The sequence below is a fragment of the Methylobacterium sp. BE186 genome (assembly GCF_031457035.1).
In the GTDB taxonomy this organism is placed as follows: domain Bacteria; phylum Pseudomonadota; class Alphaproteobacteria; order Rhizobiales; family Beijerinckiaceae; genus Methylobacterium; species Methylobacterium segetis.
The window spans coordinates 1-12,481 of the sequence record NZ_JAVDVV010000018.1; the positions used below are offsets into that span (position 1 = coordinate 1).

Genomic DNA, 12,481 nt, shown 5'->3' on the forward strand with positions numbered 1-12,481 from the left:
GTCTTCATCTGCAAGCTGCGCAAGAAGCTCGCCAATGCCAGCCAGGGCAAGAACTACATCGAGACGGTCTGGGGCCGCGGCTACGTGCTGCGCGAGCCCGTCGACGGCGAGGAGCGGATCGCCGTCTGATCCGGCCGGTCCCCTCCCCTCGCGAACGGCCCCGCCTCGGCGGGGCTTTTTCGTTTCCGGGGACGCTCAGCCTACGGGATCAGCCGGTCCGCCCTCAGCCGGGCGAACAGGTCGAAGAAGGCGTCGTCGGTCGGCTGGTAGTCGAGGAAGCCGAGGCGGCGGCTCTTGCTCATGTCGGTGACGACCTCGATCGGGCGCCCGAGATCGGCATCGGTGTGCCAGGCCGAGGCGAGGCGGGCGAGATCGGGCTCGGCCAGCCCGTGGCGGGCCGCGATCTCGGCCCAGAGGGGCGCGTCCCCCGCCATCTGCTCCTCCAGCGGGCTGACGGTGCCGTCGAAGGGAGCGGCCTCGATGCCGAACCAGTCCGCGAGGCGGCCCCACATCCAGCTCCAGCGGACGACGTCACCGTTGACGACGTTGAAGGCCTCGTTCGCCGCCTGCTGATTCGTCGAGGCCCAGAGGATGTGGCGGGCGAGGATCCGGGCGTCCGTCATGTCGGTCAGGCCGTTCCACTGGGCGGCAGAGCCGGGGAAACGGAAGGGGCGGCCGGTCTCGCGGCAGAGCGTGGCGTAGACGGCGAGCGTCGTGCCCATATTCATGGCGTTGCCGACGGCCTTGCCGATGATCGTGTGCGGTCGGTGCACGCTCCAGTTGAATCCGTCGCGGGCGGCGGCCTCGAAGACGGCGTCCTCCTGCGCGTAGTAGAAGTTGTCGATGTCGAGCCGGCCCTGCTCCTCGCGGAAGGGGGTCTGGGGCACGCGGCCCTGCCCGTAGGCCTCGAACGGTCCGAGATAATGCTTGAGGCCGGTGACGAGGGCGACGTGCCTGATCGTGCCCGCGGGGGCGAGCGCAGCGATCACGTTTCGCACCATCGCGGCGTTGATCGCGATCATCTCGGCCTCCGTCGGCCGGCGGGCCCAGGTCGCCAGCACGACGTGGCTCGGACGCAGGCCCGCGAGGGCGCGACCCAGCGAATCCGGGTCCTGGAGATCGGCCGCGACCGGCCGCACGCCGGGCTGGTCGCCGGGATTGCGGGCGAGCCCGGCCACCTCCCAGCCCTGCGCGACCATCAGCTCGGCCGTGGCGCTGCCGACGATGCCGCTCGCGCCGACGATGAGTGCGCTGCCTGCCATGTCCGATCCTTCCCGATTGCCGCCCCCGCTGAGGCGGCAGTTAGGGAGGCCGGGTCCTGCCCGCCAGCGTGGCGGCGCGGCGGAAGCGGGCGGCGGGCGCCGCCCTCCCCTGCCCTCAGCGCAGGCCGGCGAAGCGCAGGGGCCGCGGGGCGGCCTCGGCGATGCGGGCGCCCGGCGGGTGGCCGTAGAGGCCCCGGTGCTCCGGGTTCGGCGCGAGGCGGTCGGTCAGGCCGATCACGGTCTCGGCCGCGCCGAGGAGGATCGCCCCGTCCGGCGCGAGGCAGCCGGCGAGCCGGCCGAGCACGTCGGCCTTGGTCGGCGCGTCGAAGTAGATCAGCACGTTGCGGCAGTAGATGATGTCGAACTGGCCGAGGGACTCGAACGGGTTCAGCAGGTTGAGCTGCCGGTAATCGACCATGCTGCGGATCGAGGGCGCGATGTGCCACTGCTCGCCCACCTGGGTGAAGTACTTGAGCAGCATCTGCACGGGCAGGCCGCGCTGGACCTCGAAGTGGCTGTAGAGGCCGAGCCGGGCCTTCTCGATCACCTCGGTGGAGAGGTCGGTGGCCACGATCTCGACGTGCCAGCCCTGGAGGCGGGGAGCCGCCTCCTGCAGGAGGATCGCCAGGGAATAGGGTTCCTGGCCCGTCGAGGAGGCGGCGCACCAGATCCGCAGGCGGCGCTGGACCGCGCGGCGGGTCAGCGCCCCCGGCAGCAGCGTCTCCCGGAACAGGTCGAAGGGCACCCGGTCGCGGAAGAAGAAGGTCTCGTTCGTCGTCATCGCCTCGACGACGGCGCGCTCGATGGCGGTGTCGCGGGAGACCTTGAGGGCGCCGACGAGGTCGCGCAGGCTCGCGAGGCCGAAGCGCCGGCAGACCGGCCCGAGCCGGCTCTCGACGAGGTAGCGCTTCTCCGCGGTCAGGGCGAGGCCGGAGCGCTGCTTGAGGTAGCCGCGCAGGAAGTCGAACTCGAGCTCGGTCATGCGCCCTGCCCCGTGATCAGGTTGCGGAGCGCCGGGCCGAGCTCGCCGAGCGGCAGCACGGCCTGGGCGAGCCCGGCCTTGGCGACGCTGCCCGGCATGCCCCAGACGGTGCTGGTCGCCTCGTCCTGGGCGAGCACCGCGCCGCCGGCCTCGACGAGGCTGCGGGCGCCGTTGGTGCCGTCCGAGCCCATCCCGGTGAGGATCACCGAGAGGGTGGCCGCCCCGAACAGGGCGGCGGCGTCCTGGAACAACACGTCGACCGCGGGGCGGCAGAAATTGACGGGCGGCCCGTCGTCGAGGCGGATCACCGGTTCTCGGCCCCCGCCGCCTTGGAGGCGCATGTGGCGCCCGCCCGGCGCCACGTAGATGCGGCCGGGCTGGAGCGCCTCGTCCGCCTTGCCCTCGGCCGAGGGCAGGCCGACCCGGGCCCCGAGATGCTCGGCGAAGACGGCGGTGAAGACGGGCGGCATGTGCTGCACGATCAGCACCGGCAGGCGGCGCAGGGTGGCCGCGCCGATCTTCTCGAGGACCTCGCCGACGGCGCGGGGGCCGCCGGTCGAGGAGCCGATCAGGAAGACCTTCGGCGGCGCCGCCGTGCGGGTCCGCGGGCGCAGGGCGATCGGCGCGGCGGGGCGCGGCGGCAGCGGGGCGGGCGCGGCGGGCACCCCCGGCAGAGGCGCGGGCGCGGGTGGGGGGCCGCGGCGGCGGGCGCGGGCGGCGCCGAACACCCGCACGCGCTCGATCAGCTCGACGCGGAAGGCGTCCGAGGTCGTGACGCCGCGGTTGCTCTCGGGCTTGGCGAGGTAGTCGACGGCGCCGAGCGCGAGGCATTTCAGGGAGATGTCGGCATTGCGGGTCGTCAGCGTCGACATCATCACGACCTGGAGGCCGGGACTCTTGGCCAGCAGCAGCGGCAGCGCCTGGGTGCCGTCGAGTTCCGGCATGTCGATGTCGAGGAGCACCACGTCGGGGTCGTGGCGGGCCATCATCTCCAGGGCGATGCGGCCGTTGGCGGCGGTGCCGACCACGGTGAAGCCCGCCTCCCCGATCCAGCGGGCGACGAGCCCGCGCACCACGGCCGAGTCGTCGGCGATGAGGACCTTGATCCGGCCCGGCGCGGCATGTCCCCCCGGCGCGGGCGGATGGGTGGCGGTGGCTGCCAGCATGGGGGGGTTACGCCTTCAATACGCGTGACGGGGTCGGTGCCGGGGGCTTGCCCGCCCCCGGGTTGCAGGCTCAGGCCGCCTTCGCCTCCGCGAGGCCGACCTGCTCCAGCTTCGCCGTCAGGATGTCCCGGTCGAAGGGCTTCATGATGTACTCGTCGGCGCCCGCGTGGAGCGCGCGGGCGATCGCGCCGACGTCGTTCTCGGTGGTGCAGAAGAGCACCTTCGGCGCCGTCCCGCCCGGCGCCTGACGCAGCGCGCGGAGGAAGGCGTAGCCGTCCATATTGGGCATGTTCCAGTCGAGGAGGATCGCGTCGGGCATCGCCTCGGTGCAATGGTCGAGCGCCTTGGCGCCGTCCTCGGCCTCGATCACCCGGAGGCCGATCGTCTCCACGATGCGGCGGGCGACCTTCCGGATCACGGCGGAATCGTCAACGACGAGACAGGTCTTCATGGTACTCCTCACGCTGTCCGATCGATCAGGCGGCGACGGAACCGCGCCGCTCGCCGCCGAAGGCGAGGAGCGCGTCGACGTCGAGGATGACGAGCAGGCGCCCGTCGAGGCGGTGCACGCCGAGCGCGAGGTCGCGCCAGCGGGCATCGAGGTTGATCGGCACGGATTCGTGGGTGTCCGCCCCGAGCTTCAGCACCTCGCCGACGCCGTCGACCACGAGGGCGAAGGTCTCGCCCCCCTGCTCCAGGCCGATCGCCATCTTGTTGCCCTCGGTCTCGGCCGGCGGCAGGCCGAGGCGGCGGCGCAGGCAGAGCGCGGTGACGACGCGCCCGCGCAGGTTGAGGAGGCCGACGATCTCCGGCGGCGAGAGCGGCACCGGCGTGACGCCCGCCGGGATGAAGACGTCGTGCACCCGGTTGATGGCGAGACCGAACATGGTCTCGCCCACGAAGACGGTGACGAACTCGGTGGTGGCGCCGGCATCGGCGTTGGTGTTGGCGGCCTGCATCATGATCGTACTCCGGAAAGCGGGCTCAGGCCGCCTGAGCGAGGGTGACCGCGTCGACCTCGGCGAGCGCCGCGATCAGCCCCGAGCGGTCGAACTTGGCGACGAGGTCGCTGATCGCGAGCGAGCGGGCGCGCTCGACCGCGTCGGCGCCGACGGAGCCCGTCAGGGCGATGACGGGCAGCCCGGCGAGGCGCTGGTCGGCCCCGCGCATGGCCGCCACGAGGTCGAAGCCGCTGCGGCCCGGCATCTCGAGGTCGGTGACGACGACGTCGATGCGGGCATTGGCCTGGAGGGCGGCGAGCGCCTGCTCCGCGCTCTCGACCGAGACCACGGCGTAGCCCGCGGCCTTGAGGACGGGGGTGAGCATGTCGCGGAAGAAGGCGGAATCGTCGACGAGGAGCAGGGTCGAGCCGCGCTTCTCGGCCTTCTTCGGGCCGCGCGCCCAGTCGTCGTAGGCGAGCGGCAGGAAGTGGGCGATGTTGATGATGTCGGTCGCCCGGCCGCGCAGAACCGCGGAGCCGATCAGGTCCGAGCGCTCGGCCGTGATCTCGATGTCGAGGCGCTCCTCGACGATGTCGACGATCTCGTCGACGACGAGGCCCATCGCCCGCTCGCCGTCCGAGAACACGACGAGCGCCTGCGTCCCCTCCGAGCGGATCGTGATCGCCTCGTCGGCCGGCACCAGCGGCATCAGGCGGCCGCGATACTGGATGAGGGGGCGCCCGCCGAGCCACTCGACCTTCGAGGCGTCGATCTCCTCGAGCCGGGTGACGAGGGAGAGCGGCACCGCCTTGAAGGTGCTGTTGCCGCCCTTGAAGACGAGGAGCGTCGCCTTGGCGTCGCCGGCTTCCGTCTCCTCGACCTCGGACTCGACCGGGATCGAGCCGGCCTGGGCGCTTTGGCTGACCTGCCGGGCGACGCCGTTCGGATCGACGATGAGCACCACGGCGCCGTCGCCGAGGATGGTGTTGCCGGCGAACAGCGGGATGTGGCGGAGCTTGGAGGACATCGGCTTCACGACGATCTCCTCCGTGTGGAAGACCTCGTCGACGAGGATGCCGAAGCGCTGGCGGCCGACCTGGGCCACGACCACGAAGCCGGTATCGACCTCGGCGCCGTCGCTCTGGCCGAGGAGGCCCGTGAGCGTGACGATCGGGAGCAGGCGCTCGCGCAGGCGCAGCACCGGCGAGCCGTTGATGCGCTCGACCCGCTGGCCGGTGCTCTTGTCGACGCGCACCAGCTCCAGCACCGCGACCTGGGGTACCGCGAAGCGGTTCTCGCCCGCCTTGACGATGAGGGCGGCGACGATGGCCAGCGTCAGCGGGATCTTGATCGTGAAGGTGGTGCCGCGGCCGAGCTGCGTGTTGATGTCGATGACGCCGCCGATCGTCTCGATGTTCGTCTTGACGACGTCCATGCCGACGCCGCGGCCCGAGACCGAGGTGACGGCCTTGGCCGTCGAGAAGCCGGCGTGGAAGATGAACTTCGCGACCTGCGCGTCGGTCATCTTCTCGATGTCGGCCTGCGAGGCGACGCCGCGCTCGACCGCCTTGCGGCGGATGGCGGAGAGGTCGAGCCCCTTGCCGTCGTCGGAGATCTCGATCGTGATCGTGCCGCCCTCGTGATAGGCGGCGAGCCGGATGGTGCCGCGGGCGGGCTTGCCGGCGGCCTTCCGCTCGGCGGCGCCCTCGATGCCGTGGTCGGCCGAGTTGCGCACCATGTGGGTGAGCGGGTCCTTGATGACCTCCAGGACCTGGCGGTCGAGCTCCGTCTCGGCGCCCTGCATCACGAGGTCGATCTGCTTGCCGAGTTCGGAGGAGAGGTCGCGCACCACCCGCGGCAGCTTCTGCCAGGCATTGCCGATGGGCTGCATGCGCGTCTTCATGACGCCTTCCTGCAGCTCGGCCGTGACGTGGCTGAGGCGCTGCAGGGGCACCTTGTAGCTGGTGTCGTCGTGCCGACGCGCGATCTCGAGGAGCTGGTTGCGGGTCAGCACCAGCTCCGAGACCATCGTCATCAGGTGCTCGAGCGTGTCGACGTTGACGCGGATCGTCTGCACCTTGCTCACCGCCGCCTCGCCCTCGGCGGCCGGGGCCTCGGGGGTGGCCGCCTTCGCGGGCGCGGCGGCGACGGGGGCCGGCTCCGGCGCCGGAGCGGGCGCTGCGGGACGCTCCGCCACGGCGGGCGGGGCGAAGGCGGGCTCGGCGAAGGCGGGCTTGGCTAAGGCGGGCTTGGCTAAGGCGGGCTCGGCGAGAACGGGCTCGGGCGCGAACTCGTCCGGCCCGGGCGCGGCCAGGAAGGCGGCCTCGAGATCGTCGAGCGAGACCTCGCCGGGCTTCAGCTCGCGGACCACCGGGTCCGGCAGGGGCGGCGGTGCCACCGGCGCCGGGGCGGGAGCGGCCTCGACCGTGCCCTCGGACATCTTGTCCAGCGCGCCGATCAGGTCCTCGTCGGAGCCCGCGGGCTCCGTGCCGGTCGCCTCGAGATCGGCGAGGATCGCCTTGAGGCGGTCGAGGGTCGAGAGGATCAGGGTGACCGAGGCGGCGGTGGCGGGCAAGCCGTCCCGGAAGCGGCCCATCAGCGTCTCGGCGGCGTGCGCCAGCGCCTCGAGGCGCGGCAGGCCGAGGAAGCCGCAGGTGCCCTTGATGGTGTGGACGAGGCGGAAGATGTTTCTCAGGATCTGCTGGTTGTTGGGATCCTGCTCGAACCGCACCAGTTCGGTGTCGACAGTGTCGAGATGCTCACTGCTCTCGGTCAGAAACTCACGCAGCAAGTCGTCCATCGGAAGTGCTCGGTTCGAGATCCGCACGGTATTCGTACTTCACCGAATGTGACCGGGATGGGTTAGAGAACCGTTGCAGCAAGCACCCGGCGACCGGCCGTCGAGGCGGTCTCCGTGAGCGGTTTCGGTTGACGGATCGGGAGCGGAAGGGGCGCCGGGGCTGGTTCCGGGCCGGCCGGACGGGTGCGCGCACAGAGGCGCAGGCCGCGTGGGCGGCGAGAGACGAAAACGCTCACGGGGCCGTCGGGGCTGAGCGCGTCTCCCCTCTCCCGTTCGGGAGAGGGGTGGGGATTCGCCGAATCCGGAGAGATTGCGATCCTCGCCCGGTGCGCGAGCCCTGCCCGCGACCTCTGCCGAACGGGAGCGGCGGGGTAGTTCAGGCCAGCTGCGTGTCCGAGGGCTCGCTGTCGGCGGGGCGCGCATCCTCGGGCGTGGCGGCGGGGGCCGGCGCCTCGGGCTCGGCGGAGGCCGAGACCGGCTCGGCGAGGATCGTCACCTCGTCGCCCTCGATCGAGAAGCGCACGCTCATGCCCGCGGCGCGGGCCACGAGGCCGGCATAGAAGGGCAGGATGCCGTGCGCGTCGACGGTGCCGCTCTCCGGGCGGCCCGCGATGAGCTCCTCGACATGGGCGGGGATGCGGGCGTGCGAGCCCTTGGCCTTGAAGAGGAGTGTCGGCGCCTCGCCGTCACCGGAGACCTTCACGTCGATGAGGCCGCCGCGCGGGATCGCGCTCGTGGCGATCATGACGAGGTTGAGCAGGAGCTTGACCTTGTTCTTCGGGAACAGGGCCTGGGGCGCGCTCCAGGTGAGCTGGGTCTTGTCGTCCGCGAACATCCCGCGGGAGACCTTCTCCGCGTCGGCGAGGTCGATCGCCGCCCCGGCCGAGCCGGCGGCGCCGAAGGCGATGCGGGCGAATTGCAGCCGCGCCGAGGCCTGCCGCGCGCTCTTGCGGATGAGATCCAGGGCGAAGTCGCGCATGGAGGCGTCGTTGTCGTCCTCCAGCACCTCGAGCCCGTTGACGATCGCGCCGACCGGGCTGATCACGTCGTGGCAGACGCGGGAGCAGAGCAGGGCCGAGAGGTCGAGGGAATCGAGATTCACGGTGGTCATGGCGCGCTCCGCGCGTGGTTCATCGGGTGTCGGCTCGGGCCGCCGGCTCGCGCCGCGAGGGCCCATGCCGCACGGATAGACGGCGCATCCCGCTTTGAAAAGCGGCGGCGTCGCCCGCCGCATCGGGTCGACAAGCGCGGACGCCTCGGGCATGACGGCCCGATGACGCTCACGGAGCCGCAACGCGACCGCATCGCCGCGACGCTGGCGGGGATCGCCTGCGAGGCCGGCGAGATCCTGCGGGCCCACCATGGCGGCGATTGCCCGCACGTGCTGAAGCCGGACGGCTCGCCCTCCAGCGTGGCCGACCTCGCGGCCGAGCAGCACATCCTGCAATCCCTCGCCCAGGCCTTTCCCGAGATCCCGGTCGTGGCCGAGGAGACCTCCCACGACGCGCCGCCGGCCGACCTGTTCTTCCTCGTCGACCCCCTCGACGGCACGCGCGACTTCCTCGCCGGCAACCCCGAATACTCGGTCAATATCGGCCTCATCGCGGGCAACCGGCCCGTCGCCGCCGCGCTCGCCGCGCCCGGCCTCGGCCGGGTCTGGTTCGCGGGGGCGCAGGCCAGCGAGGCGCCGATCCGGGAGGGCCGCCCGGACGAGGCGAGCCCGATCCGCGTGCGCGCCGCCCCGGCAAGCGGCCTCGTGGCGCTCGTCAGCCGCCGCCACGGGGACGTCGAGACCGAGGCCTGCCTCGCCGCCCTGCCGATCGGGGCGCGGCGCGGCGCCGCCTCGGCCCTGAAATTCTGCCTGATCGCCTCCGGCGAGGCCGACATCTACGTGCGCTGCGGCCCGACCATGGAATGGGACACGGCGGCCGGCGACCACGTCCTCACCGTGGCCGGCGGCTGCACCCTGACGCCGACGGGCCGGCCGATGATCTACGGGCGCCACGCCCTCTCCTACCGCAACGGGCCCTTCGCGGCGCTGGGCGACCGGAGCTACGCCGCCCGGGTCGGCCTGCCGGATCGCGGGCCGCTGATCCGGCCGCATTCGGCGGACGGGCTCTAGCGCGGCGGGTCCTCGATCAGCGGCCGCAGGGCCGGCCAGCCCGCCTCGGCCCGGCCCAGGATCTCCGGCTCGGCGAGGGCGCGCGCCCGGCGCTGCGCGTCGCGGAACAGGTAGAGCCGCGCGTCGAGGATCGCGAAGACGAGGGGATCGGCATCGACGATGCGCCCCTGCGCGACGCCGACCGGATCGTGGCCGCCGAGGCGGGGCGCGTAGATCTCGGGATCGCGCCGGAACGCCTCGCGGTTGGCGCCCTTCGCGAAGCGCCAGCTCCGCCCGGCCCAGGCGACTTCGTGGGCCGGGAGCCCGGCGACGGGGCCGCCGGGCAGGAAGTAGCTCACCGCGTCGTAGCCGTGCAGGGCCAGCGGCGCGAGCGCGGGGAGACGGCGCAGGCGCTCCTCCGCCTCCGGCCCGCCCCCGGCCCGCGCGGGCCGGCCGGCCGCCGCGGCGATGATCACGAAGCATTGACGGCGCGTTAACCACATCCTGCAAAATTTCGCGTCAGACTCGCCGAATCAGGTCGCGCCCGGCCAGCCGCCTTCGAGCGCAGCGCGGGGGCGATGGCAATCCCGCCGCCGGCCTGCGACGCCGCGGCGGGCCCGACGACCCGGCATTTCGCCACAATGGGGCCGGCGGGATGGAGGCGGCCGGCGGATCCTGCCGCCGGGCGCCGAAGCCCGACCGCTCGGAACGCCCGATGGCGAGCGAGGAGGAACCGATGTCGAAGCCAGACCGAAACCACGATTCCGACCGGCGCCGCATCCTGGCGGGCGCCCTCGCCGCGGGCGCGGCCCTCGCCCTCGGCCCCGTCGCCGCGCTCGCCCGGCCGGGCGATGACCCGGGCAACCCGGATTCCTTCCGGCCGGCCGAGATCGTCGATTCCGGGCACCGCTTCTTCGGCACCGTCTCGCGCGGCCTCGCCCTCACGGTGCAGGAGGCGAGCCGCCGCTGGGGCGAGCCGAACGGCTACATCCTCGGCCAGGAAGCCTCCGGCGCCATCGTCGGCGGCCTGCGCTACGGCGAGGGCACGCTCTACACCCGCAACGCGGGCCAGCGGCGGGTCTACTGGCAGGGGCCGACGCTCGGCTTCGACGTGGGCGGCGACGGGGCGCGCACCATGATGCTCGTCTACAACCTGACCTCGGTCCAGGACCTCTACCGCCGCTTCGGCGGCGTCGACGGCTCGGCCTATCTCGTCGGCGGCTTCGGCATGACGGCGGCCACCGCGGACGGGATCGTCGTGGTGCCGATCCGCAGCGGCGTCGGGGCCCGGCTCGGCATCAATGTCGGCTACCTGAAATTCACCAGCCGGCCGACCTGGAACCCGTTCTGAGGCCGCGCTGCGCCCCGCGCAGGGGCATCCCGCCCGGCCGCATTGCGGAACTTGCCCGCTGCGCGCGAAGATGGGTTAAAGACGGGGTTCGGCCGCGACGGAGCCCGCGAGGCGGGACCCGGCCGCGGAGGCCTGTCCGATCGATGAGCGTGCCCGCGTGATCGAAACCCTGCTGATCTTCGCGCTCGGCTTCCTGGCGGCGAGCCTGTGCATCCTGCTCGTGCTGCCGGCGGTCAACGCGCGCGCCGCCCGGCTCGCCCGCCGCCGGGTCGAGGCCATGTTCCCGCTCTCTTCGGGAGAGATCGCGGCGGAGAAGGATTTCCTGCGCGCCCAGTTCGCCGTGCAGCAGCGCCGGCTGGAGCGCCGGGTCGAGGCCGCCCTCGCCAAGCGCCACGCCGACATGGCCGAGATCGGCGCGCGCAGCATGGAGGTCGCCAAGCTCGCGCAACTGGTCGAGGCCCGCGACACGACGCTCGCCGAGCGCATCGGCGAGATCGCGGCGGCCCGGGGCGACATCGTGCGGCTCTCGGGCGACCTCGACGCCGCCCGCTCCGAGGGCGCGACGGGGCTCGCGACGCTCCACGCCCTCGAGGAGGCGCATTGCGAACTCCTCGACAACCTCATCGCCACCCGCCACGAGCGCGACGCGGCCCGGGCCGCGGCCGAGCGGGCGGCCGAGGCGGACGCCGCCGCCAAGCCCGAGCCGCTCGCGGTGGATTCGGCCGTCGCCGACCTGCGCCGGCAGCACGCGGAGCTCTTCGCCGAGCGCGAGGCGCTGCGGGCGAGCCTCGCCGCCGCGGAGGATGCCCTCGCGCAATCCCTGTCCGATCGCGGCGAGGGTGCGGGCCCCGACATCGCCCGCGAGAACGCCGACCTGCGCCGGCGCATCACCGAGGTGGCCGACGCCGTGGCCGGGCGGGAGCGCCTGCCCAGCGTCGACGCCTTCCCCGCGGCGGCGCGATCATGACGTCGCCGCGCCCGGGCGCTGCCTTGAGCGTGCGGACCCGCACCTGAAGGCTGCCGCATCGACACCGGATCACCGCCCCGTGCCTTGTTTCGACCATCGAGTGGCATCATCGGGGCATCATTCGTTTCTCGATCGACCAGGACCGTCCATTCATGGCCTCGAAGTTCCCGTCCCTCGCCCTCGCGCTCGGCTTCGCCGCCGCGCTTGCCGCCCCGGCCCTCGCCGACCCCGCGCCGCAGACGAAGCGGGGCAACGAGACGCTGAAGAAGTACTGCACGGGCGACTACCTGACCTATTGCGGCAACCTCGCCCCCGAGGATCCGGCGACGGACGCCTGTTTCGAGACGAACTGGAAGAAGCTCTCCGAGAATTGCCGCCGGGCGATCGACGCCTACCAGAAGACCCAGCCCGGCGCGGGCAACAAGCGGGGCTGAGCGATCGGCGCGCGGGGCTTCAGCTCGGCTGTTGCGCCCGCGCGCTCGTCTCGGCTATCGCCTGCGGCTAAGGTGGAGCGCCCCCCGGGCGAAACCGCCAAGCGTGCCGGACCCGCGTCGATGCTGCCTTCCCGCTCCCTGAAGCTCCTCATCGCGGCCGGCGCGATCGCCCTGGCGGTCTCGGCCTGCGGGCGGCGCGGCGCGCTCGAGCCGCCGGACGGCGCCGCCCGGCCCGGCCCGGTGGCCGGCGGCCCCCAGGCGCCCGCCAGCGCCCGCTCGCTGCCGACGAGCATCGGCCTCGGCAACGGCGCCGCCTCCCCCGATCCCGCCGCGGTCCAGGCCGGCGACGAACTGCCCCTCTCCGCCATCCCGCCGAGCGGCACCGAGGCGCCGCAGACGACGGGGCGCGGCGCGCGGCGCGGCTACACGGTGCCCAGGCAGCCCTTCCTCCTCGATCCGCTGCTCTAGGGGACGATC

Annotated in this window: 14 protein-coding genes; 6 read left to right on the forward strand and 8 right to left on the reverse strand. The window is 72.9% G+C overall.

What is annotated here, in order from left to right; translation table 11 throughout:
* Positions 1 to 129, forward strand: a 129-nt coding sequence (locus J2X36_RS17690; RefSeq protein ID WP_310352324.1) for a helix-turn-helix domain-containing protein, incomplete at its 5' end; no start/stop codon positions are given.
* A 71-nt stretch (positions 130 to 200) separates the two neighbouring features.
* Here the strand turns inward: J2X36_RS17690 and J2X36_RS17695 are convergent.
* The 7 genes from J2X36_RS17695 to chpT all read right to left on the reverse strand — a co-directional run bounded on the left by J2X36_RS17695 (position 201) and on the right by chpT (position 8,262).
* Entirely contained in the window at positions 201 to 1,262 is a 1,062-nt protein-coding gene (locus J2X36_RS17695) for an SDR family oxidoreductase (protein ID WP_310352125.1), read from the reverse strand.
* Between the two features lie 115 nt (positions 1,263 to 1,377).
* Entirely contained in the window at positions 1,378 to 2,244 is an 867-nt protein-coding gene (locus J2X36_RS17700; protein ID WP_310352127.1) for a protein-glutamate O-methyltransferase CheR, read from the reverse strand.
* A complete protein-coding gene (locus J2X36_RS17705) occupies positions 2,241 to 3,410 on the reverse strand; it encodes a chemotaxis response regulator protein-glutamate methylesterase (RefSeq protein ID WP_310352129.1) in 1,170 nt (389 codons plus the stop codon). The genes J2X36_RS17700 and J2X36_RS17705 overlap by 4 nt, the downstream gene beginning before the upstream one ends.
* Positions 3,411 to 3,480: 70 nt before the next feature.
* A complete protein-coding gene (locus J2X36_RS17710; protein ID WP_132250731.1) occupies positions 3,481 to 3,861 on the reverse strand; it encodes a response regulator in 381 nt (126 codons plus the stop codon).
* A gap of 25 nt (positions 3,862 to 3,886) precedes the next feature.
* The gene (locus J2X36_RS17715) at positions 3,887 to 4,369 is read right to left on the reverse strand and encodes a chemotaxis protein CheW (RefSeq protein ID WP_132250848.1); all 483 of its coding nucleotides are present in this window, start codon (positions 4,367 to 4,369) and stop codon (positions 3,887 to 3,889) included.
* Positions 4,370 to 4,394: 25 nt separating this feature from the next.
* Positions 4,395 to 7,151, reverse strand: coding sequence for a hybrid sensor histidine kinase/response regulator (locus tag J2X36_RS17720; protein ID WP_310352133.1), 2,757 nt, complete (start codon positions 7,149 to 7,151; stop codon positions 4,395 to 4,397).
* 376 nt (positions 7,152 to 7,527) lie between these two features.
* Positions 7,528 to 8,262 carry a histidine phosphotransferase ChpT gene (gene chpT / locus J2X36_RS17725; protein ID WP_132250735.1) on the reverse strand — a complete coding sequence of 245 codons (735 nt, stop codon included), beginning with the start codon at positions 8,260 to 8,262 and terminating at the stop codon, positions 7,528 to 7,530.
* A gap of 162 nt (positions 8,263 to 8,424) precedes the next feature.
* Between chpT and J2X36_RS17730 the strand changes: the two genes are divergently transcribed.
* On the forward strand, positions 8,425 to 9,273 hold the full coding sequence (locus tag J2X36_RS17730; protein ID WP_310352138.1) for a 3'(2'),5'-bisphosphate nucleotidase CysQ: 849 nt from the start codon (positions 8,425 to 8,427) through the stop codon (positions 9,271 to 9,273).
* Here J2X36_RS17730 and J2X36_RS17735 read toward each other — a convergent pair.
* The gene (locus J2X36_RS17735; RefSeq protein ID WP_310352140.1) at positions 9,270 to 9,728 is read right to left on the reverse strand and encodes a YHS domain-containing (seleno)protein; all 459 of its coding nucleotides are present in this window, start codon (positions 9,726 to 9,728) and stop codon (positions 9,270 to 9,272) included. The genes J2X36_RS17730 and J2X36_RS17735 overlap by 4 nt on opposite strands.
* Positions 9,729 to 9,988: 260 nt before the next feature.
* Here J2X36_RS17735 and J2X36_RS17740 point away from each other — a divergent pair, with 260 nt between their 5' ends.
* From J2X36_RS17740 to J2X36_RS17755, 4 genes are all read left to right on the forward strand, one after another.
* The gene (locus J2X36_RS17740) at positions 9,989 to 10,603 is read left to right on the forward strand and encodes a DUF1134 domain-containing protein (RefSeq protein WP_132250739.1); all 615 of its coding nucleotides are present in this window, start codon (positions 9,989 to 9,991) and stop codon (positions 10,601 to 10,603) included.
* A gap of 157 nt (positions 10,604 to 10,760) precedes the next feature.
* Positions 10,761 to 11,570, forward strand: coding sequence for a hypothetical protein (locus J2X36_RS17745; protein WP_310352141.1), 810 nt, complete (start codon positions 10,761 to 10,763; stop codon positions 11,568 to 11,570).
* Positions 11,571 to 11,722: 152 nt separating this feature from the next.
* A complete protein-coding gene (locus tag J2X36_RS17750; RefSeq protein WP_310352142.1) occupies positions 11,723 to 12,004 on the forward strand; it encodes a 3',5'-cyclic-nucleotide phosphodiesterase in 282 nt (93 codons plus the stop codon).
* Positions 12,005 to 12,124: 120 nt separating this feature from the next.
* Positions 12,125 to 12,472 (forward strand): LPS translocon maturation chaperone LptM, encoded by a 348-nt coding sequence (locus J2X36_RS17755; protein ID WP_132250745.1) that lies wholly within the window; start codon positions 12,125 to 12,127, stop codon positions 12,470 to 12,472.
* Positions 12,473 to 12,481: the final 9 nt, after the last annotated feature.

Excerpts from the sequence above, each read along its gene's own strand:
- J2X36_RS17695 (WP_310352125.1), bottom strand. The coding sequence starts at position 1,262 with ATGGCAGGCAGCGCACTCATCGTCGGCGCGAGCGGCATCGTCGGCAGC.
- J2X36_RS17700 (WP_310352127.1), bottom strand. The coding sequence starts at position 2,244 with ATGACCGAGCTCGAGTTCGACTTCCTGCGCGGCTACCTCAAGCAGCGC.
- J2X36_RS17705 (WP_310352129.1), bottom strand. The coding sequence starts at position 3,410 with ATGCTGGCAGCCACCGCCACCCATCCGCCCGCGCCGGGGGGACATGCC.
- J2X36_RS17710 (WP_132250731.1), bottom strand. The coding sequence starts at position 3,861 with ATGAAGACCTGTCTCGTCGTTGACGATTCCGCCGTGATCCGGAAGGTC.
- J2X36_RS17715 (WP_132250848.1), bottom strand. The coding sequence starts at position 4,369 with ATGCAGGCCGCCAACACCAACGCCGATGCCGGCGCCACCACCGAGTTC.
- J2X36_RS17720 (WP_310352133.1), bottom strand. The coding sequence starts at position 7,151 with ATGGACGACTTGCTGCGTGAGTTTCTGACCGAGAGCAGTGAGCATCTC.
- chpT (WP_132250735.1), bottom strand. The coding sequence starts at position 8,262 with ATGACCACCGTGAATCTCGATTCCCTCGACCTCTCGGCCCTGCTCTGC.
- J2X36_RS17730 (WP_310352138.1), top strand. The coding sequence starts at position 8,425 with ATGACGCTCACGGAGCCGCAACGCGACCGCATCGCCGCGACGCTGGCG.
- J2X36_RS17740 (WP_132250739.1), top strand. The coding sequence starts at position 9,989 with ATGTCGAAGCCAGACCGAAACCACGATTCCGACCGGCGCCGCATCCTG.
- J2X36_RS17750 (WP_310352142.1), top strand. The coding sequence starts at position 11,723 with ATGGCCTCGAAGTTCCCGTCCCTCGCCCTCGCGCTCGGCTTCGCCGCC.
- J2X36_RS17755 (WP_132250745.1), top strand. The coding sequence starts at position 12,125 with ATGCTGCCTTCCCGCTCCCTGAAGCTCCTCATCGCGGCCGGCGCGATC.